This window comes from Dyadobacter sp. BHUBP1 (assembly GCF_050587785.1).
Taxonomy (GTDB): domain Bacteria; phylum Bacteroidota; class Bacteroidia; order Cytophagales; family Spirosomataceae; genus Dyadobacter.
Window position 1 is genome coordinate 13,797 of record NZ_JBOBIH010000002.1, and the last position, 18,798, is coordinate 32,594.

The 18,798-nt window shown below is 48.8% G+C and carries 20 protein-coding genes; 8 read left to right on the plus strand and 12 right to left on the minus strand.

Annotated elements, in window-relative coordinates:
• Nucleotides 1–56: 56 nt before the first annotated feature.
• The gene (locus tag ACQ4MZ_RS06720; RefSeq protein WP_430843824.1) at nt 57–410 is read right to left on the minus strand and encodes a DUF3127 domain-containing protein; all 354 of its coding nucleotides are present in this window, start codon (nt 408–410) and stop codon (nt 57–59) included.
• A gap of 79 nt (nt 411–489) precedes the next feature.
• On the minus strand, nt 490–1,635 hold the full coding sequence (locus ACQ4MZ_RS06725) for a cystathionine gamma-synthase (RefSeq protein ID WP_430843825.1): 1,146 nt from the start codon (nt 1,633–1,635) through the stop codon (nt 490–492).
• Between the two features lie 165 nt (nt 1,636–1,800).
• Between ACQ4MZ_RS06725 and ACQ4MZ_RS06730 the strand changes: the two genes are divergently transcribed.
• The 5 genes from ACQ4MZ_RS06730 (at nt 1,801) to ACQ4MZ_RS06750 (ending at nt 6,641) form a co-directional block, all read left to right on the plus strand.
• Nucleotides 1,801–2,487 carry a VTT domain-containing protein gene (locus ACQ4MZ_RS06730; RefSeq protein WP_430843826.1) on the plus strand — a complete coding sequence of 229 codons (687 nt, stop codon included), beginning with the start codon at nt 1,801–1,803 and terminating at the stop codon, nt 2,485–2,487.
• Nucleotides 2,488–2,613: 126 nt separating this feature from the next.
• Entirely contained in the window at nt 2,614–4,197 is a 1,584-nt protein-coding gene (locus ACQ4MZ_RS06735) for a sodium:solute symporter (RefSeq protein ID WP_430843827.1), read from the plus strand.
• Nucleotides 4,198–4,281: 84 nt separating this feature from the next.
• Nucleotides 4,282–5,262 (plus strand): dihydrodipicolinate synthase family protein, encoded by a 981-nt coding sequence (locus ACQ4MZ_RS06740; protein WP_430843828.1) that lies wholly within the window; start codon nt 4,282–4,284, stop codon nt 5,260–5,262.
• A 31-nt stretch (nt 5,263–5,293) separates the two neighbouring features.
• A complete protein-coding gene (locus tag ACQ4MZ_RS06745; protein WP_430843829.1) occupies nt 5,294–5,617 on the plus strand; it encodes an RNA polymerase sigma factor in 324 nt (107 codons plus the stop codon).
• A gap of 148 nt (nt 5,618–5,765) precedes the next feature.
• Nucleotides 5,766–6,641, plus strand: a complete 876-nt coding sequence (locus tag ACQ4MZ_RS06750) for an AraC family transcriptional regulator (RefSeq protein ID WP_430843830.1) — start codon at nt 5,766–5,768, stop codon at nt 6,639–6,641.
• On the opposite strand, the gene ACQ4MZ_RS06755 is transcribed toward ACQ4MZ_RS06750, so the two are convergent.
• From ACQ4MZ_RS06755 to ACQ4MZ_RS06785, 7 genes are all read right to left on the minus strand, one after another.
• On the minus strand, nt 6,642–7,076 hold the full coding sequence (locus ACQ4MZ_RS06755) for a DoxX family protein (protein WP_430843831.1): 435 nt from the start codon (nt 7,074–7,076) through the stop codon (nt 6,642–6,644).
• A gap of 94 nt (nt 7,077–7,170) precedes the next feature.
• Nucleotides 7,171–8,466, minus strand: a complete 1,296-nt coding sequence (locus ACQ4MZ_RS06760; protein ID WP_430843832.1) for an MFS transporter — start codon at nt 8,464–8,466, stop codon at nt 7,171–7,173.
• A gap of 24 nt (nt 8,467–8,490) precedes the next feature.
• Nucleotides 8,491–9,285, minus strand: coding sequence for an alpha/beta fold hydrolase (locus tag ACQ4MZ_RS06765; RefSeq protein ID WP_430843833.1), 795 nt, complete (start codon nt 9,283–9,285; stop codon nt 8,491–8,493).
• Nucleotides 9,278–9,541: a type II toxin-antitoxin system RelE family toxin gene (locus ACQ4MZ_RS06770; protein WP_430845343.1), complete on the minus strand. Its 264-nt coding sequence runs from the start codon at nt 9,539–9,541 to the stop codon at nt 9,278–9,280. Before ACQ4MZ_RS06770 ends, ACQ4MZ_RS06765 begins: the two co-directional genes overlap by 8 nt.
• Complete coding sequence (locus ACQ4MZ_RS06775; RefSeq protein ID WP_430843834.1) at nt 9,534–9,725, minus strand: hypothetical protein; 192 nt, start codon at nt 9,723–9,725, stop codon at nt 9,534–9,536. The genes ACQ4MZ_RS06770 and ACQ4MZ_RS06775 overlap by 8 nt, the downstream gene beginning before the upstream one ends.
• Nucleotides 9,726–9,830: 105 nt before the next feature.
• Nucleotides 9,831–10,905, minus strand: a protein-coding gene (gene prfB / locus ACQ4MZ_RS06780; RefSeq protein ID WP_430843835.1) for a peptide chain release factor 2 whose coding sequence is annotated in 2 segments (ribosomal slippage) — nt 9,831–10,844 and nt 10,846–10,905 — 1,074 coding nt in all. Because the reading frame shifts where the segments join, the coding sequence is not laid out codon by codon here.
• Nucleotides 10,906–11,039: 134 nt separating this feature from the next.
• Nucleotides 11,040–11,402: a four helix bundle protein gene (locus ACQ4MZ_RS06785; protein ID WP_430843836.1), complete on the minus strand. Its 363-nt coding sequence runs from the start codon at nt 11,400–11,402 to the stop codon at nt 11,040–11,042.
• 260 nt (nt 11,403–11,662) lie between these two features.
• On the opposite strand from ACQ4MZ_RS06785, the gene lpdA reads away from it, so the two are divergent.
• On the plus strand, nt 11,663–13,060 hold the full coding sequence (lpdA, locus tag ACQ4MZ_RS06790) for a dihydrolipoyl dehydrogenase (protein WP_430843837.1): 1,398 nt from the start codon (nt 11,663–11,665) through the stop codon (nt 13,058–13,060).
• Nucleotides 13,061–13,171: 111 nt separating this feature from the next.
• On the plus strand, nt 13,172–13,777 hold the full coding sequence (locus ACQ4MZ_RS06795; protein ID WP_430843838.1) for a hypothetical protein: 606 nt from the start codon (nt 13,172–13,174) through the stop codon (nt 13,775–13,777).
• Between the two features lie 66 nt (nt 13,778–13,843).
• On the opposite strand, the gene ACQ4MZ_RS06800 is transcribed toward ACQ4MZ_RS06795, so the two are convergent.
• Nucleotides 13,844–14,842, minus strand: a complete 999-nt coding sequence (locus ACQ4MZ_RS06800; protein WP_430843839.1) for a polysaccharide deacetylase family protein — start codon at nt 14,840–14,842, stop codon at nt 13,844–13,846.
• An 87-nt stretch (nt 14,843–14,929) separates the two neighbouring features.
• Nucleotides 14,930–16,666: a DUF4153 domain-containing protein gene (locus ACQ4MZ_RS06805; protein ID WP_430843840.1), complete on the minus strand. Its 1,737-nt coding sequence runs from the start codon at nt 16,664–16,666 to the stop codon at nt 14,930–14,932.
• A gap of 136 nt (nt 16,667–16,802) precedes the next feature.
• Here ACQ4MZ_RS06805 and ACQ4MZ_RS06810 point away from each other — a divergent pair, with 136 nt between their 5' ends.
• Entirely contained in the window at nt 16,803–17,783 is a 981-nt protein-coding gene (locus tag ACQ4MZ_RS06810) for a hypothetical protein (protein ID WP_430843841.1), read from the plus strand.
• Here the strand turns inward: ACQ4MZ_RS06810 and ACQ4MZ_RS06815 are convergent, their stop codons facing one another.
• Entirely contained in the window at nt 17,784–18,761 is a 978-nt protein-coding gene (locus tag ACQ4MZ_RS06815) for a bifunctional heptose 7-phosphate kinase/heptose 1-phosphate adenyltransferase (protein WP_430843842.1), read from the minus strand.
• Nucleotides 18,762–18,798 lie beyond the last annotated feature (37 nt).

The following is an 18,798-nucleotide window of genomic DNA, read 5'->3' on the forward strand; positions in this document are numbered from 1 at the left end:
ATAAATCGCCAACACCCGCAGGCATTGACGATTTGGAACAGCTTGAATTCCGGTGATCAGAATGGCAGATCGTCCGATTCGTCTTCGGTGAAGGTGGTCACCGGAGGCAGTGGCGCGCCGCCCGCATTGCCGCCATAGTTGTTGGCTCCAGCTTTCTCAACTTTCCATGCGCGGACCTCAGTATACCATCGGGAGTTGTACTCGCGGCTTTCAATATCGATGGAAGCGGTTACCGAGTCGTTCACTTGCAGATTGGCCTGGTCAATTTTGTCGCCCCAAAGTGAGATACACACTTTTTTAGGGTATTGAGAAGGTATTTCAAGGATGAACTCCTGCTTGCGCCACATTCCGTTTTTTCCCTGGCCGGTAACTTCCGGCAGCAATGAAATGACTGTTCCTGATACTTCCATTGATAATATGTTTTTTTAGTGTCGTTTCAAAAATGGTTCCAAAAGTAAGGTTTTTGACCGTTGATTGCAACGCTGTTTGCTAATCGGTGCCGATCGCCTGGTCGAGGTCGGCGATAAGATCTTCTACATCCTCGATACCCACGCTGAGGCGTATCAATGTGTCTTTCAGGCCTATTTTCAGTCGCTCCTCGCGTGGCATGCCTGCATGGGACATGCTCGCGGGGTGTGTACAAAGCGATTCCACACCGCCAAGCGATTCGCCCAAAGCGAATACCTCCATTCGTTCCATGGTACGCACGGCTTTTTCATAGCTATCATCTTTTAACTCGAAGGATACAACGCCGCCAAAACCTCGCATTTGCTTTGCGGCCAGTTCATGCCCGGGATGGTCGGGCAGGCCGGGGTAATAGACCTTTCCTACGTTGGGGTGCGAGGCGAGCCAGACGGCCACTTGTCCGGCGTTCTCGCAATGACGCTGCATTCTTATATGTAGTGTTTTAATTCCTCTCAATACCAAAAAGCAATCCTGAGGACCCGGTACTGCACCGGTAGCATTTTGGATGAATTTCAACTGGCTGGCCAGTTCGTCATTGTTCGTGACCAATGCGCCCATTACCGTGTCGGAATGCCCGCCGAGGTATTTCGTGACCGAATGCATGACTATATCCGCACCGAGATCGAGCGGGTTTTGCAGATAGGGTGATGCGAACGTGTTATCTACGCAGGTTAGTACATTCCGTTCTTTGCAAATGCGCGCGATTTGTTCGATATCAATGATTTTCAGCAGCGGGTTGGTGGGAGTTTCCAACCAGACGAGCTTCGTGTTTTCAGACAATAGCCGATCGATTTGCCCTACTTCTTCAATATCCACAAACTTGAAAACAAGTCCCATCGGCTCGAAAATGCGTTTCATGAGGCGGTAGGTCCCGCCGTAGATGTCGCTCGGAGCGATGATCTCGTGGCCTGGCTTGAAAAGTTTCAGAACCGCGTCCGTAGCTGCGAGGCCGGAGGCATAGCAAATGCCGTGTTTGCCGTTTTCGAGGGCTGCCAATGCCTTTTGCAATGCGGTGCGCGTGGGGTTGCTGCTGCGGGCGTACTCGTAGCCTTTATGCTTTCCGGGGCTTTCCTGGACGTAGGTGGACGTCTGGTAGATCGGCGTCATAATAGCGCCGGTGCTCGGGTCCGGCTCCACGCCGGCGTGTATGGCTTTGGTTGCGAATTTCATTTTTTAGTGGTTATGGTTGCCACGAAGGCACGAAGGAGCACGAAAAAATCTTAGTGATAATTCGTGCTTTCGTGGCGTCAAAATAATAATGCAGAAAAGCAAGTTCATAAAAACCTTTTGTCAAAACAACTGGTTATCCAATTAGAAAAGTTAAGCAGATTAGCCTTGGAAACGTCTACACCAAAAAGATTCTCACTTCCGGTCGTCGTAAGTATATTAATGACGATCGTGCCATTGGTGACGACCTCTGTGATAACGGCGTGGGCTATCAATCATGAAAAAATTCTCCGCGAATTGCCAATCGAATGGTGGCTGGGGGTAACTGTTCTGCTCACGCTGGCTTCTTCCGCAGCACTCACACCTCCAACATTTCTGGCATTGGTGTACGGCTACTTCCTCGGCTGGGCCTCGCTGCCGATGCTTTTCGTGCTGAACATCGGCGCGATATCCATTATTTATGTATCCGCGCATTTCCTGCATGCCGCCTCTGTAAGAAGTTACCTCATTCAGGTTTATCCGCAGGTTGGAACGCTGCTGCGGCGGTTTTATAAAAATGAGTTAAGACTGATCTTCTTTGCCAAACTATCTCCCGTACTGCCATTTGCCATTACCAACCTGTTTTTTGCCATGGCTGGTGCCCGTTTCAAACAAGTGCTTACTGGCGGAACCCTGGGCATGATTCCCCGGACCGTATTGGCCGTTTGGGCAGGTAAAGAGGCACAGGACATCCGGTATTTGCTGGAACATCCGAATGAAGGATTGGCTACCAAAATCGTGCTCATCGCATTGATTATCATTTCGACCGTCGGCATCGGTTATTTCTTCAAAGACAAGAGTATGGTAGAATCATAAGCGCGGAATTTACGAATTCATAACACGCTTTGATAATATCGTATAATAAATGGCTACAAACTGCCACAAAAGCATCAACTTCATCCTGTTTCTTTGTGGTAAAGTTATAAATACCCGAAAAGTAGAATGAAATCCTTACCTTTTGTTGACCTCGCCATAGTGATTGCCTACCTCGCGGGAATGGTGGCAGTAGGGATTTATTTTTCGAGAAAGAATACCAATGCCGAACAGTTTACCAAAGCGTCGGGGCGTATTCCCGGCTGGGCGATCGGTATTTCTATTTATGCGACGTTTTTGAGCAGTAATACGTTTCTCGGTGTGCCGGGTAAGGCGTTCGGAAGCAACTGGAGTTCCTTTGTTTTCAGCTTGTCGATGCCATTGGCCGCCTGGGTTGCAACGAAGTTTTTTATTCCTTTTTACAGAAGTACCGGCGAAGTGTCAGCCTATACCCACCTCGAACATCGCTTCGGGCCATGGGCGCGTACTTATGCCGTGATTTGCTTTCTGCTCACGCAGCTCGCCCGCATGGGATCGATTTTCTTCGGAATTGCATTGAGTTTGCAGGCGCTGACGGGCTACCCGATGTCCACCATCATGGTTGTCGTGGGGATTTGTATTGTGCTGTACACAGTAATGGGCGGTATGGAGGCGGTGATCTGGACTGAAGTGGTGCAGGGAGTGATCAAAACCATTGGTGCGCTGGTGATACTTTACCTAGTCGTTTCAGGGGTTTCGGGTGGATTACCCAGCATTATCGAGATCGGAAAGGCTGAGGACAAATTCAGCTTGGGTACGCTGGCACCGGATTTTACTACGGCCTCGTTCTGGGTGATATTACTGTACGGGTTTTTCATGAACCTGAACAATTTCGGAATGGACCAGAACTACGTGCAGCGGTACCATACCACATCCTCGGCGAAAGAGGCTGCCGGTTCGGTTTGGCTTTGTGTGTATCTCTACGTGCCCGTGTCGCTGATATTCTTCCTGCTGGGAACCTGTCTATTTGCCTATTACCAGGGAAATCCCGAGCTGTTGCAAACCATTAAAATGCAGGTAGCGGCGGAAAAACTACCGGGTGGGACTTCGGACGCAATTGCAAGTTTGGCTGCGACGCTCACACCGGCCGACTATGGTGATAAAGTGATGCCGCATTTCATGGTTACCAAGGTGCCGGTGGGTTTGCTGGGATTGATCATCGCCGCGATCATGTCAGCTGCCATGAGTACGATCAGTTCTGGAATGAATGCTTCAGCGACGGTTTTCTCCGTGGATATTTACCAAAAATATATCAAATCTGACCTCACATCGCAGCAATCACTGCGCCTGCTCTACATTGCCACCACCGCTTTCGGCCTGCTGGGAATGGTGACGGGCATTGCGATGATCGGTGTGAAAAGTGTCCTGGACGTGTGGTGGATGCTTTCAGGGATTTTTGCAGGCGGAATGCTCGGGTTGTTCCTGCTGGGGATTATTTCAAAAAGTACAAAGAATACGGAGGCGCTTACGGCAACAATTATCGGGATCGTGGTCATTATATGGATGACATTCTCGACCCAGCTTCCTGACACCTATTCCTATTTGAGAAACCCGCTCCACCAGAACATGATCATGGTGGTCGGAACACTGACGATCTTTTTGGCCGGAGTGCTGCTTACCAGATTGAAAGGTAAGCAACCGGTTGAAAAAGAGGTGCTTTTGCACAGCAAGTAATCGTAGGGCCGGCGCGCCGGAGTTTCGGCAGGTGCGCTGGAATTTCAGAGAGATTTTTTTACTAGTATTTTAAAACCATACACGATGTCATCTGTAACGTCTTCCGCCGCGTCGTTGCCGCAAGGCTTCATTCCCGTCATGCTTACTCCTTTCCGGGAAACCGGTGAAGTGGATTATGAAGGATTAAAAGCACTGACGGACCTGTACCTCGAAGCGGGGGCTGCGGGACTGTTTGCCAACTGTCTTTCAAGCGAAATGTACGAGCTTTCGGTGGAAGAACGGCTGAAAGTAACCCGCACGGTCGTGGAACATACAGCGGGACGAGTGCCTGTTGTAGCTACGGGCACCTTCGGAGGGCCTATCCCGGAGCAGGCTCAGTTCGTTAAACGTATATATGACACCGGTGTACAGGCGGTGATTGTAATTACCGGATTGCTGGCAGATGAGGGTGAGTCGGACGAAATATTTATCCAGCGGGCGAAGGAGCTGATCAGCCTTACAGCCGAGGTTCCGCTCGGTTTTTATGAATGCCCGGTCCCGTACAAGAGATTGATCAGTAGCGAAGTCCTTGCGGAACTGCTTCCTTCGAACCGCATTATTTATCATAAAGATACCTGCCTGGATATTGAAGAAGTCGTTCGCAGAATTAAAGTGGCCGAAGGTTATCGTTTCGGGCTTTACGATGCTTACATGGTGAATGCGACGGCGTCACTCAAAGCCGGCGCTGCCGGGCTCTCATGCATTCAGGGAAACATTTATCCTGAACTGATCGTCTGGATTTGCAAAAATTACAACAATGCAGGGCGACAAGAAGATGTAAAAGCGCTGCAAGCGTTCTTCGTCGAGTCGATGGATATTGTGCACTCGGCCTACCCGATCATTGCGAAATATTGTCTGCAAAAGAGAGGTTTCCCCATTTCGACCTACACGCGCCGCGATGTGGGGGAACTGACAATGGACTTGCAGGAACGTGCCGACCAGCTATTGGACGAAGTGGACCGGATACAGGTTGCCCTCGGAATTCCCAGTGTATTTAAAAAGACTCTTGAAGCACCGTTGAAATAACCCAATCGGATCAAACTCTAAATTTTGAGCTATGACTTTTCCTAACCAGCAAATTTTGGATCGGGTAACCGAGGGGGACGAAGCGGCATTTACGCAGCTCCGTTCGTACTTCCATGTCGCTGCATTTAAATTTTGTACCGTTCTCCTGAAAGACGAAGCAGAGGCGGAGAATGTCATCAATTCCGTTTTCAGCAAAATCTGGAACGAGCGGCTTGACTTACGGACCGAGGGAAATTTCCAGTCTTACCTGTTCAGCAGCCTCAAAGATCAGGTCTTCGGGGAGATGCGAAAATACAGTGATCCGACCGCACGCAAGCAATATCTCGATCGTATACAGTCCTTTCGCACGAGCTAATGCTCTTTATAATAGCGTAATATTAGTATTACACTATTTAATAGTATTTTTTAATCATTTTGCCCATTGCACAGGATGGATTATTAAAAAAATTTCTTTTAAATTGAGCAATGGCAGCCAACCTAAACCCTGCCGGCATTGATTTAAAATGAAACCGCATTTCCATAAGGTCCCTATCCCCTCGAGGACTTCGTTCAGCATCCGTCATGACAAAGACTCAGGCTTCGGCACGGTTTGGCATTACCATCCCGAGTTGGAGCTCCACTATCTGGTCAAGGGAAAAGGGGTACGGTTCATCGGGGATAACATCAGCAACTTTTCCGACGGGGAGTTGATTTTGTTGGGTGAAAATCTGCCGCACACGTGGCGGGTGGAAGAGGGCGCGAGTAACACAGCGGTGGAGGTGATTATCATTCACTTTTTGCCTAATTGCCTGGGCAGTGAACTGCTTCTGCTCCCGGAAGCCTACCAGATCCCGAAATTATACGAGCGCGCCAAGAGGGGCCTGTTGATACGCGGCGAAGCCAGAGAGAAGGTGATTCGACTGATGCATTCCGCGGTGGATGCGGAAAATCTTGACCGGCTGATCGCATTGCTATCGATCCTGAAAATCCTGGCGGAGGCAAGTGAATATGAGACGATCGCCTCGGCACACGCATTCTATAAGTCCAACGACGCCGAAACGCTGCGGTTGAACAAAATTTACGCTTACACGCTTTCCAATTACCGCAACGACATTTCTTTGCAAGATGTAGCGTCGATCGCCAACCTGGGTATTACTTCTTTTTGCAGGTATTTTAAATTGATGACCAAGAAAACCTACAACGATTTTCTGGTGGAGATCAGGATTAGCCAGGCTTGCCGGTTCCTGATCGAAGATAAAATGGCTACGGAGGTGATCTGTTTCGAGTGCGGCTTCAACAATGTTTCCAACTTTTACCGGCATTTCAAGAAGGTTACCGATATGACCCCCCTGGAATACAAGCGGAAATATCTTTACAAAGCCGCACCCGAAATGGTCTGATCATTTGTCGTGATTCTTCATCCATTCGTCCATCGAGAAACGTCCGGAGCCTATGACGGAGAACGTTACTACGAGAATGAGTGTGATCATCGAAAGCCACAGCTCGGAGTTGAGATAGGAAAAACCGAGCCGGATGTTAACGAAGAACACGGCGGTAAGCAGGATCGGTATCTGAATGATGGATGCGATTCTGGTCAGGCATCCCATTGCGATAAGGAATCCGCCAAAAATGTGCGCAAAAGCTACGTAGTGAACGGCTGTGACGGTGTATAAATGAAAGTCGAGGCCGGTAACCAGATGAGACAACTTGGTGGTATCGCTGATGAAGCTGATACCTTTAGCAAACAAAAATACTCCCAAAGCAATACGAACTATGTCCATCCATGCCGGATGGTGCGTATCGCCCCAATGCTCGATTCGATCCATCATGTTCATAACTTCTCAAATTTTGGTTTCAAGAAAGTTACAGGTTTGAATGGACTATGTCAAGAGGAAATGGCTTTTTTCCAAGCTCCTTAGGAGCTAAAAATCAATGTTTTTCGATCAGAGAAGTGTGTTTGGTGTCCTTCATTCGGACGTAGACGATCAGTGACACGAAAATGCAGATGGTCACATACCAGTAGTACCATGTTTCGTGTCCGAGATTTTTGGCCCACAGTGCAAGGTACTCGGCTGTTCCGCCGAAAACCGCCACGGCAATCGAATAGGGTAGTCCTACGCCCAGCGCACGTACTTCCACGGGGAAGAGCTCGGCTTTCACTACCGCATTAATGGAAGTATAGCCACTTACAATGATCAACGCGGCCATCAGCAGTCCAAATGCCGGCCACATTTGGGTAGTATGACTCAGCGTGGCAAGCAGCGGGTAGGTAAAAATCGTTCCCAAAACCCCGAAACCAATCAATAACGGCCGACGGCCAATGCGGTCACTGAGAGCCCCGAAAACGGGCTGTAATGCGGCAAAGATGAAGAGCGAACAAAAGGTGAGTATTGTCGACTGGTATTTCGTAAGCCCCACTGTGTTGACCAGGAACTTCTGCATGTAAGTCGTGTAGGTGTAAAAGGCCAACGTACCGCCCGAAGTAAGGCCTATTACTACCAGAATGGCCTTCGGATGCTTCATCAGCTCTTTTAGCGAGCCTTCCTTTTTTGCTTTTAAGTCTTTGGATTGAAAAGCTTCGGTTTCATTCAGATGTGCGCGGAGGTACAATGCTACCAACGATAGCAATGCCCCGATCACGAACGGAATGCGCCAGCCCCAGTCGTGCATTTGCTGGTCGGTGAGGAAGATATTTTGTAAAATGAGTTGCAAACCTAATGCAATGAGCTGCCCGCCGATAAGCGTCACATATTGAAAACTGGAAAAGAAGCCGCGTTTCTCTTCGGTGGCTACTTCGCTGAGGTACGTGGCGGAAGTGCCGTATTCGCCGCCGACGCTGAGTCCTTGCAATAATCGGGCGACCAACAGCAACAATGGCGCAGCAATGCCAATACTGTTATAACCCGGCAGGAATGCGATCAGGAGCGAACCGAGCGACATCAGCAGTACCGACACCGTCATTGCTACCTTACGTCCGCGGTTATCAGCCAGTTTTCCAAACACGAAACCACCGATCGGGCGCATTAAGAAACCTACGGCGAAAATGCCCGCGGTATTGATGAGCTGGACCGTGGGGTTTGAATCGGGAAAGAATGTATTGGCAAAATAGAGGGAGAATGCGGAGTAAGCGTACCAGTCGTACCATTCGACGAGGTTACCGGCCGATCCGCCGATAATGGCTTTAAGGCGCCAGCCTGTATCGTCTTTGTGTAAAGTTTGCTCCATAAATCGGGATTAGGTTTTCCCAATTTACTTAAATAAAGTGCAAATCCATGCGGCCGCGTGCTCTACCAGGCGCGTGTGGCCGCTTTTTAGTTCAATATATTGGTTTTCGGGAAGCAGCTCCGCCAGCTTCTTTACTGCTTTTGGTTTCAGCAAACTATCATAAACGCCCGCAAAAAGGTAAATCGTTACCTGATTCGCATTCGCCGTTTTGACTAATGCGGAAATATCAAACCGCAGATCCCGGAATGCGACCCAGGAGCGGTAAATTGTCTGTCTTTTTTCGGGTGTATTTAAAACCTGCTGCGTAAACCTTACCAGGCTTTTACTCGCCAGTTTCAACGTCCTCGCCACGCGAACGCCGGGAAAAAACACACCGGGATGCCGCATCAGCCACCCATAAATCCATCGCGCAGGCAGAACGCGTGTCGCGAGCGCATACATAGGATGCTCGGACACGCCATCGGGCGCGATCAGGAAGGCATGGTCGATTTTTTCAGGAAATGCTTCCAGCGTGGCCAGCGCAAAGCGCCCGCCAATGCTGAAACCGGTAATGTCGAAGCGGGAAATGTTGTTTTGATTGAGGAAATGGGCGACGCTGTTTTTCCAATCGGCTTTTGAAATGACTTCAAATGCGGCGTCGCTATGCTGGCCGTGAAAGGGAAGGTCGAATGCGTAGATGGTATAATGCGTACCGAGCGTTTTCTCGATGGCCGCAAAGCACCCGGTGCCATCTTGTCCGATGCCGTGGAATGCAAGGAGCACATTCGGGCCGGAGCCTAGTTTCTGAAATGGAAGATTTTTGGAATGATGATCATTCATAGGCTTCCCGGCGATGTTTTACTGCCGACACTTCTACAATTCTGATTTGATCCTCAATGCAGTAGAGTATCCTATAATTTCCGACCCGAACCCGATAAGTATTTTTTGTAGTGACCAACTTTTTACAACCCGTCGGTCTCGGATCGTTGGCCAGTAGGCGAATGGCCGGGACTATTTTTTTGATTTCCTGCGCGGGAAGCTTTTTGACATCTTTCTGTGCCGAACTATTAATGATGACTTCATAAACCTCATTCATCAAATTTGCCTTCGGCTTTTAATTGTTGCACAAACTCTTCGAAGGAAATTGATTCTTCATTTCTCCTTTCTTCGACTAAGAGAGCGTCCAGAATATCCTCGACTATCTGACCGTGTTTTTTCAGATCGATAATCACTTCGGTTTTATGTCCCTGTGCGTCGGTATTGTATCTGACCCCTGTCATAGCGCAATTAAGTTTGATAGGAATATTAAATTTAAGCTAAAACAAAAAGACCTCCAAACGCCGTACTCATTGAAGCAGCCGTTTGAGAGGTCTTTTAGATTAATCTTATGCTTCCATCAAATAGGCCTTGATGAACCCATTAATATCGCCATTCAGTACCGCTTCGGTATTCGAAGTCTGGTAATCGGTGCGGTGGTCTTTTACGCGGCGGTCGTCGAGGACGTAGCTGCGGATTTGCGAGCCCCATTCGATTTTACGTTTCGAAGCTTCCACTTCGGCCCGTGCCGAGTTGCGCTTTTCGAGCTCGATCTGATAGAGGCGCGATTTCAGCAAGCGGATCGCTACCTCTTTGTTCATCAGCTGCGAACGTTCCTGCTGGCACGCGATAATGATGCCCGAAGGCTTGTGGTGCAAACGTACCGCGGTTTCTACCTTGTTTACGTTTTGCCCACCGGCACCGCCTGATCGGTAAGTGTCCCAGGTGATGTCGGCTGGATTCACTTCGATCTCGATGTTGTCGTCCGCGAGCGGGTACACATACACAGAGGTGAAGGAAGTATGCCGGCGCGCATTCGAGTCGAATGGCGAAATGCGGACGAGGCGGTGCACGCCGTTCTCCGATTTCAGGTTGCCGTAGGCATATTCACCGTCGATTTCGAGGGTCACGGATTTCACTCCGGCCACATCGCCATCCTGCAAATCCACCTGGCGGACCTTGTAACCATTTTTCTCCGCCCACATGATGTACATCCGCATGAGCATCGACGCCCAGTCTTGCGACTCGGTACCACCCGCTCCCGCGTTGATCTCGATCACGGCCGGGAGTTCATCGCCCTCTTCGCCCATCATTTTCCTGAACTCGATTTCGTCCAGTTTGTCGGCGAGTTTTTTGCCTTCCTCGTCCACCTCCTCTTCGGTGGCTTCGTCGGCTTCATAAAATTCCCAGATCGTGTCCAGGTCGTCGCGCAGGCGCGCGAGTTCCTCGTATCCGTTGGTCCAGAATTTCAATCCGCGGATTTCCTTCATGACCTTTTCCGCGCGGGTTGAGTCGTTCCAGAATTCCGGCTGAACAGTCTGCTGTTCAAGTTGTCCTAGCTGTTGTTTCCGGTTAGCGTAGTCAAAGATACCTCCCCAAAGCCTCTACACGGGCTTTCAAGTCTTTCAATTGCTCTGCAGTCATTGAATTTTTTGAATTTAAGTTAAAAAAATGCTTCGCTGTTTGGGCTCAGGCTTTGACGGTTGTGGTCAAGTCTAGTCATGGGTTGTCATGATTTGTCAGGTGTGGTCATTTGTTGTGACTATTTCCTGCTTGAATCACCGCAAGCCGTTGCCTATTGTTTTGATGTAGTTGTTAAGTTTAATGGATAACAACTCACAAAGTTGCTTCAATTCTGTGAATTTTTCCTTAGAAATCAGATTCCTGTTTAATGCTTTGGGAAGCCAGGTTACTGTTTCCCTTAAAGAACCCCTAGAATAGTAGCAGAAGTTCAGATTCTCTTTATAGTGGTATCTTCCAACGCCCCCGGCGATGTTGGCAGCGATAGAATCGGCAGCCCGGATCAGTTGTTTGCTAAACGCATCTTTCACAAAATAGCTCCAATCGTCTACTATTCGCCATATTTCGTCGCCAATCACCATTGCCAGCTGGTATACTTGCAGTTCTTCCGGTTTCATCATGCAGCCCGTTTGTTACCAAATTGATACGCCAGAATCTCCCTTTGGTAACAACTTGTAATAACCTTATCAGCTTCACAACAAATGACTTCCTGACTACACTTGACCACACCTGACCATTTTCTAACCCACTTGACTAATTCCCGACCACACCTGACAACATCTGACCAGGCCTGACTAATTCCTGACCAATTTCTGACGATAATTATTACCTTTGCGTCAAAATTTTGTCAACCCATTTCGTACAATAAAAATACCGGAAAATGGCTCAAACATATGATGTGATTGTAATTGGTAGCGGCCCCGGGGGTTATCCCGCAGCCATTCGTGCTTCCCAATTAGGACTTAAAGTTGCTATTGTTGAAAAAGAAAGTTTAGGAGGGATTTGCCTTAACTGGGGTTGTATTCCAACAAAAGCGCTGCTGAAAAGTGCTCAGGTTTTCGAGTACATCAAGCACGCAAAGGATTATGGTATCAATGTAAGCGACTCATCGGCTGATTTCGGAGCGGTAATCAAACGCAGCCGCGGCGTGGCCGATACGATGAGCAAAGGGGTGTCGTTCCTGATGAAAAAGAACAAGATCGACGTCATCATGGGCACCGGCAAAGTGAAAGGCCAGAAAACGGTAGAAGTCACTGACAAAGACGGCAAAAAGACCGATTATAGCGCTTCAAAAGGGGTCATTATCGCAACAGGTGCACGCGCACGCGAGTTGCCGAACATCAAGCTCGACGGACAGAAGATCATCGAATACCGCAAGGCGATGAGCCTCGAAAAGCAGCCGGCTTCCATGCTGGTAATCGGTTCAGGCGCGATCGGAATGGAGTTTGCTTACGTTTATAACTCAATGGGAACCAAGGTTACCGTAGTGGAATTCCTCCCGAATCTGGTTCCGGTTGAAGACGAGGAGATTTCAAAAGAAATCGCGAAGCAATACAAAAAGATCGGCATCGAAACTTTGGTAAACTCTTCGGTGGAGAAAGTGGATACAAGCGGGAAAGGCTGCAAAGTGTCTGTTAAGACTCCGGATGGCGAGAAAACTTTCGAAGTAGACGTAGTGCTTTCAGCGGCTGGTATCGTTGCAAATATCGAAAACATCGGTCTGGAAGAAACCGGTATTAAAACCGACAAAGGTAAAATCGTGGTTAACGAATGGTATGAAACCAGCGTTCCAGGATTCTACGCGATTGGCGATTGCACACCTGGCCAGGCATTGGCGCACGTGGCAACTGCCGAAGGTATCATCTGCGCGGAAAAAATCGCAGGTCACAAAACCGAAGCACTCGATTACGGCAACATCCCTGGATGTACTTACTGCCAGCCTGAAATCGCATCGGTAGGTTTCACCGAGAAAAAAGCGAAAGAAGCAGGTTACGATATCAAAGTGGGTAAATTCCCATTCAAAGCGTCTGGTAAGGCGGTGGGAGCGGGCGTTACCGACGGTTTCGTAAAAGTAATCTTCGACGCAAAATATGGCGAGTTCCTCGGAGCCCACATGATCGGCGCGAACGTGACCGAAATGATCGCAGAAGTAGTAGTAGCCCGCAAGCTCGAAACTACATCGCACGAGATCATGCGTTCCGTACACCCGCACCCAACCATGTCGGAAGCGTTGAAAGGCGCAACCGAGGCGGCTTACGGTGAGGCGATTGATTTGTAAGATGTAAGACTTCGGCTGTCGGCTTTCGGCTGTCGAAATATTGATAGTGGCAATGCCCGGGAGATTTTCCGGGCATTGTTTATTTTTACTCAAAATACTGCTCGACTTCCTATGCCTGCGAATACATTAACCAAGCAACATTCCGAGAATCTGGAAGCATTCATTCGCTTGAATGGTGTTGCAGACAAGCTATATCGTTCGAATCCCAGAAACAGAAACAAGCATTCGATGGATATTAGCAGCGAGGACGTTTTGCAACTTTTGAAAAGTTTTAACCAGCATCAGGTCCGATACCTTTTGGTAGGAGGCATGGCCGGGGTCGTTCACGGCCATATCCGCACCACATTGGATATGGATTTGTGGATCGGAAATACCTACGGAAATACGGAAGCATTTGTTCGTGCCTTACTTGAAAATGATGTCGTAGGTGCTGAGCTTTTAAGAACAATGCCGCTTATTTTCGGCTGGACGTCCGTGCGTTTCGGAAAATCAGGTTTCGAACTGGATTTGGGACATGCTTTGAGAGCTTTCGCCGAGACCGATTTTGATGCATGCTATGAAAGGGCACTGTTGGCCGATTACAACGGGGTGCCCTTCCGAGTGCTCCATTTACGCGATTTAATAGCAGAAAAGAAAGCCGCCGCAAGACACAAGGATCTCGGGGATGTCGAAGAATTACAACGTATTTGGGAAGAATTGAACAACGACAACCCGTAGTCGGCGGCGGTATGGATTGCCGTTGTTCGAAAAAAGTCTGAAAGCCGACTGCCGAAAGCCGAAGTTCTACTTCACCTTCTGTCTACGTTGCATTGCCTCCCGCCAGGTCGTCAAAATAATCCCTTCCTTCTCAATATACTTCCGCAATTCTGGGTCGATCATGGCCAGGAAATCCCCTTCGCGTGTCGGCCACGAGTCGGAAATGTGGGGGAAGACTTCGGTGTGGATGGTGCAATGCATGATCACCATCGTGAGGCCGGGTTTCAATTTACCGATCGCTTCAATGTATTTGGCGGTTTTGTATTTCTGCAACGCTTTTTCGGATTTGTCGCCATTTTCCGGGCCTTTCCAGCCATAGCTGCTGTTTTCAAGGTCGTCGAGCACGGGCAATCCTGCTGCCCAGAGTTGTTTGCCCACTTTTTGCGTCATTTCGAAGCGTTCTGCAATCATTTTCTCCTCGCCCCGAATAGCCGTGTTATGTCCGCCAGGGAACATCACTGGGATCTTCTCCTGCATTCCTACCTTTAAATACCTTTCCAAAAACTCGGGCGTCGCGAAGAGCGTACCCATATGCGAGTCGAGGTGGGTAGGTTCAAAGCCCATCGTACGTGCGCGTTCGAGCTGGGCGCGGATTTCGGTCTCAACTTCATCGGGAGAAGCATTTTTGACAACGTCCGCAACGCCGCGCCATAATGCACCTTCCGGGTCGGTAAGTCCTTTCACCTGGTTCTTGCCTGCCAGCGGTCCCCAGCGATAGTCTTTCCATTCCGATGTCATGGTCAAATGCAGGCCGGCGTCGATGTCTTTATTCTCTTTCCAATAATGTACAAAACCCGGCACCCAGCCGCAGGGCATCATAACGCTCAGTGAGTTGGCGACGCCCTCACGAATAGCTTTGATGGCGCCCTGATTGGATTCATAAGACATTCCCACGTCGTCGACATGGATAATCAGGACTTTTTTGCCTTTGGGGTAGCCGAGTTTTTCAGCGTAAGTTTGTTCGGTCGTTTGGGCAACTGAATGCAGACTGGGGAGAATGGCTAGCAGGAATAGTAGTTTTTTCATAAAATAATCTGTTACTGGATGGAGCTGGAAGTCTGACGATTATACACGGCGAATGCGATTTTGGACTATCCGCTGGCTACTCACAGTCTACTTATAAAACAAAACACCTTGGCCGTAATAACTACTATTGGAGGAAGAGAGCGACCGGAACACCATCTTGTAGTTTCCATGCATGAGCGCGAGTGAGTCCTGCGGCACGTCCGCAGCGTGATTACCGAATGCTATTTGCAACGCCTTCACACGGTCTGCGACATTCCAGGCGGTTATTTTCTTTTTATTTCGATATACTGTCCATGTCTTTCCACCCTGCTCAATTTTTACTTCCACTTGTCCGTCGCCGATTTGCCTGTCCTCGCTGGCATCGATAAACAGCGCGTGCTCGAATCCGGTAATCGACATGCCGGCAGCATTTTTGGCAAATTGGGATGAGTGGTTGGTGTATTTTTCGGATTCCAGCTGTTTGTCAGAGACGACAAACTTGTTCAATGTTGTTTCCATCGCAGCGTAATAACGGTAGTCGCCTTTGTCCTTTTCTTTAAATCCTGCAAAATAGGGTTCCAGCCCCGACAACTCCCTTATCCTGAAAAAACTGATAATGGAAATGAGTTGCGCCTGGTCTGCCTTGGTGACTGTCTTTTGCCGGGTGATCTGGTTGTTTGTATCCAGAACCTTATTTCTTGTCAATATCTCTTCAAACTGTTTCAATTGACTGTTTTTGGCGACGGCAAATATGTTCCATGGCCCGATCGGCAGCAGGAAACATAAAATGGAAAGTGTAATGGGAATCCAGCGGATATCATCGCGCTTGCCGGAGAGGAAATACAGGGTAATACCGGCCAGCCAGAATGCCAGCACTGCCACAACATAGCGGTTTTCGGTAATACCATAATCGCCGATGCGCCTGAATATGCCCGTAAACAGCAGTACAATAAGCGGCAAAAGTGCCAGATAATACCTCCGGCTGAATATAGCGACCCAACGTTCCTGCATGTTTTGGCGAAGCGGATGTAAAAGCAACAACGCCAAAATCCCTGCGCCCGAAAATGCCAGTACGAGGTAGGCGACCTGGCCCTGCGGTAGCTGCCATTGTACGATGATTTTAGCCAAATAAATGTAGAGAATGACCAGGTACACGACTTCCAGGGGCAATAGAACATACTGCGTGAATATTTTCAGACCATTCGGATAACCTGTCAGCGTTTCGGTGGGTTTTGGAATTTTGCTGAGGAAAAACACCGTATGAAAGAAGCAGGCCACGACCATAAACAAATCCGCCTCTATGGCAAATGAATACTCAATCCTGAAAAGGTATTTGACGGTTTGCACGGCAATGAGCAAGCCGACGAAAAGGGTACCTGAATATAAAGTCGCATTAAGGAATTGGAGAAAAAGCGTTTTGTTGAATTGCCAGAAACCTTCTTTATCATCGGTTCCAATAAACGGCAAATAGGAAACGAGCAGATGCGCGCCAGCCAGTAGGATAAAGAACCGATACGTTTCGCTAAACCCCGGATCAGGGTTCATTAGCCAATAATAAATTGCCAACGCGACGATCATCACGACAACCATGGCAGGGCCGGTATATGATTTCCATGAACGTCGTTCGCAGGAAAGCCGTATAGCCAGGGCTATCGGCAGCGCTAATGTAGCTACGTACGACAGGCGCAGCAACTCATTTTTAATATTCTGCTCGTCATAGGGAATTTCAGTAAGCCAGATGAAAATAATAGTCTTGGCGAGGGCGATCAGCGTGACCCATTTGTAGCGGATAACAGTGTCCGCGAGGAGGTCGCCTAATGTTTTTAAAGAAGGGAGTTTGATCATGGCAAGGCAAACTGTTGGAATAGTGTATGTAAATCAACAAACTTTTTCTCAAAATTATGATGATTCCGGTTACACAATACCCCCTTGCTTTTCGCGTTATTTGCCAACATTTTAACGTATCCCCTGACATCCCTGCATGACTAACTCGCGCAACCTGTTAACCTGTCTGCTACTGTGCCTGATTATTCCCGCACAAGCCCAGCACTTTTCTCTAAGTCGCCTTTTTTATCCAAATCTGACGCTCAAAGCGGATTACAATGTGCCGTCGAGCCTCGACGGGACGCGGGATTACGGCGTTTCGAGGACAGGATTTTTCGGGATTATTCCCTTGCAGAGTGAGGTGCAGCTGGGTTATAGTCTGCGGAAAAAATTTGATCTGAGGGCTGTTCACACAGTTGCCATCGCTCAGTATACTCAAATTCAGCCCACTTTCGATGGTAAGAATGATCCATCCAACGGCTATAAAACGTTATCGCTTGGTGTGATCCGCTTGCAGGCGAGCATCAAGGACCGGCTGTGGGTGTATGGTGGCGGATTAGGCATGACGGAAAGCAATGAGACGTTTTTCAGTCCACAGCCATTCTTTTGGGGGGGCGCGGCGAGAATGCACATCCTCGGGCTTCGCACGCAGTTTATGTACGGATCGGTATTGGCTTACAACCAGAAGCTGCGGTTCATTCCGGTATTTGGAATAAACAAGGGACTAGGGAAAGATTGGCGCGTGTCTGCATTGTTGCCGTTTATGGTAAATGCGAACTACAAAGCGACCAAGTGGTTCAACGTGGATTTCCTGGCGGGATTGAGCGGTTATAGCGGCGGGTTCCAGGTGCAAACGCCGGAAGAAAAGGCGTTACGCCGCGAAAATTACCGTCAGATTAAAACCGGCATAGCGGCCAATGCGCACTTGTTTTCGGTGCTGAATGTGTCGGTGGAAGCGGGGGTGACCACATTCCGGCAACTACGCACATTTAATAGTGCCCGCGAAAACCTTAGCTCGTACACGCCCGCGACGACGCCTTACATAGGCGCGAGTGTACGCTACATCACGAGCCGGTCGCGATTGTCGTCCAAATTTATGCGAAGAATGAGCCTCGGAGAGGGTGGTATTAACTGGTAGCTACACCAGTTTTTGGGCTTCCGATTTCAACAATGCTTTGTCAATAGGTACCACGCCCACCATTTCACATACCAGCCCGCCGCCGAGGTTTGAGATGGCAGCGACGCTTTTCGGCGGAAGGCCCAATGCCACACAGCATGCGGCAATGCTGATCACCGTATCGCCCGCGCCGGAAACGTCGGCTATCTGACGGATATGGGCAGGTAATTTGTGCGTTTCGTCGTTGAGATCAATGAAAACGCCTCTTTCCGATAATGTGATCAATGCGCCCTTGGCTTGGAGCGTATCTTTCAAATGCTGTACAGTCGCTTTCAGCTCGTCGAGGTTATCCACATTGAAGTCCACTTTTAAACCTTCGCGGAGTTCTTTCAGGTTTGGTTTAAAAAGTGTGACGTGGTTATAGGCTAGGAAATTGCGCTTTTTGGGGTCTACGACGGTTGGTACATTATGCTCGTTGGCGAATGCGGTGATTTCGGCGATGGATTCGGGTGTGAGTACGCCTTTGTCGTAATCTTCAAAAATAATCACCTGGCAGGACGGGATTAATTCCTTGGCCTTCGCTACCAGTCTTTCAGTCTCTGATTTGGAAACCGGTTTGTCGGTTTCGGTATCGATGCGCACTACCTGCTGAGAGCCGGCAATAATTCGCTCCTTAATAGTGGTAATGCGGTAGTCGCTGCGGATCAGGCCTTCGCAGTTCAAACCTTTTTCTTTCAGGCTGTTTTCGAGTAAGTCGCCGGGCGCGTCGGTACCAATGACTGAGCAGATAATGGCTTCTGCACCCAGTGATTGTACATTCAGTAACACATTGCCTGCGCCGCCCAGCCGGTATTCCCTTTTTTGAACATTGACCACCGGTACGGGTGCTTCCGGGGATATTCTTTCAACTTTTCCCCAGACATAGGAATCGAGCATTACGTCGCCGATTACCAGTACACGAAGGGTATCAAATGCTTCAAAAACCTGATCGATTGTCATGTAGTTATGTGCTAAAATTGCCGGCAAATCTGTGGTA

Excerpts from the sequence above, each read along its gene's own strand:
- ACQ4MZ_RS06720 (WP_430843824.1), bottom strand. The coding sequence starts at position 410 with ATGGAAGTATCAGGAACAGTCATTTCATTGCTGCCGGAAGTTACCGGC.
- ACQ4MZ_RS06725 (WP_430843825.1), bottom strand. The coding sequence starts at position 1,635 with ATGAAATTCGCAACCAAAGCCATACACGCCGGCGTGGAGCCGGACCCG.
- ACQ4MZ_RS06735 (WP_430843827.1), top strand. The coding sequence starts at position 2,614 with ATGAAATCCTTACCTTTTGTTGACCTCGCCATAGTGATTGCCTACCTC.
- ACQ4MZ_RS06740 (WP_430843828.1), top strand. The coding sequence starts at position 4,282 with ATGTCATCTGTAACGTCTTCCGCCGCGTCGTTGCCGCAAGGCTTCATT.
- ACQ4MZ_RS06745 (WP_430843829.1), top strand. The coding sequence starts at position 5,294 with ATGACTTTTCCTAACCAGCAAATTTTGGATCGGGTAACCGAGGGGGAC.
- ACQ4MZ_RS06750 (WP_430843830.1), top strand. The coding sequence starts at position 5,766 with ATGAAACCGCATTTCCATAAGGTCCCTATCCCCTCGAGGACTTCGTTC.
- ACQ4MZ_RS06755 (WP_430843831.1), bottom strand. The coding sequence starts at position 7,076 with ATGAACATGATGGATCGAATCGAGCATTGGGGCGATACGCACCATCCG.
- ACQ4MZ_RS06760 (WP_430843832.1), bottom strand. The coding sequence starts at position 8,466 with ATGGAGCAAACTTTACACAAAGACGATACAGGCTGGCGCCTTAAAGCC.
- ACQ4MZ_RS06765 (WP_430843833.1), bottom strand. The coding sequence starts at position 9,285 with ATGAATGATCATCATTCCAAAAATCTTCCATTTCAGAAACTAGGCTCC.
- ACQ4MZ_RS06770 (WP_430845343.1), bottom strand. The coding sequence starts at position 9,541 with ATGAATGAGGTTTATGAAGTCATCATTAATAGTTCGGCACAGAAAGAT.
- ACQ4MZ_RS06775 (WP_430843834.1), bottom strand. The coding sequence starts at position 9,725 with ATGACAGGGGTCAGATACAATACCGACGCACAGGGACATAAAACCGAA.
- ACQ4MZ_RS06785 (WP_430843836.1), bottom strand. The coding sequence starts at position 11,402 with ATGATGAAACCGGAAGAACTGCAAGTATACCAGCTGGCAATGGTGATT.
- lpdA (WP_430843837.1), top strand. The coding sequence starts at position 11,663 with ATGGCTCAAACATATGATGTGATTGTAATTGGTAGCGGCCCCGGGGGT.
- ACQ4MZ_RS06795 (WP_430843838.1), top strand. The coding sequence starts at position 13,172 with ATGCCTGCGAATACATTAACCAAGCAACATTCCGAGAATCTGGAAGCA.
- ACQ4MZ_RS06800 (WP_430843839.1), bottom strand. The coding sequence starts at position 14,842 with ATGAAAAAACTACTATTCCTGCTAGCCATTCTCCCCAGTCTGCATTCA.
- ACQ4MZ_RS06805 (WP_430843840.1), bottom strand. The coding sequence starts at position 16,666 with ATGATCAAACTCCCTTCTTTAAAAACATTAGGCGACCTCCTCGCGGAC.
- ACQ4MZ_RS06810 (WP_430843841.1), top strand. The coding sequence starts at position 16,803 with ATGACTAACTCGCGCAACCTGTTAACCTGTCTGCTACTGTGCCTGATT.
- ACQ4MZ_RS06815 (WP_430843842.1), bottom strand. The coding sequence starts at position 18,761 with ATGACAATCGATCAGGTTTTTGAAGCATTTGATACCCTTCGTGTACTG.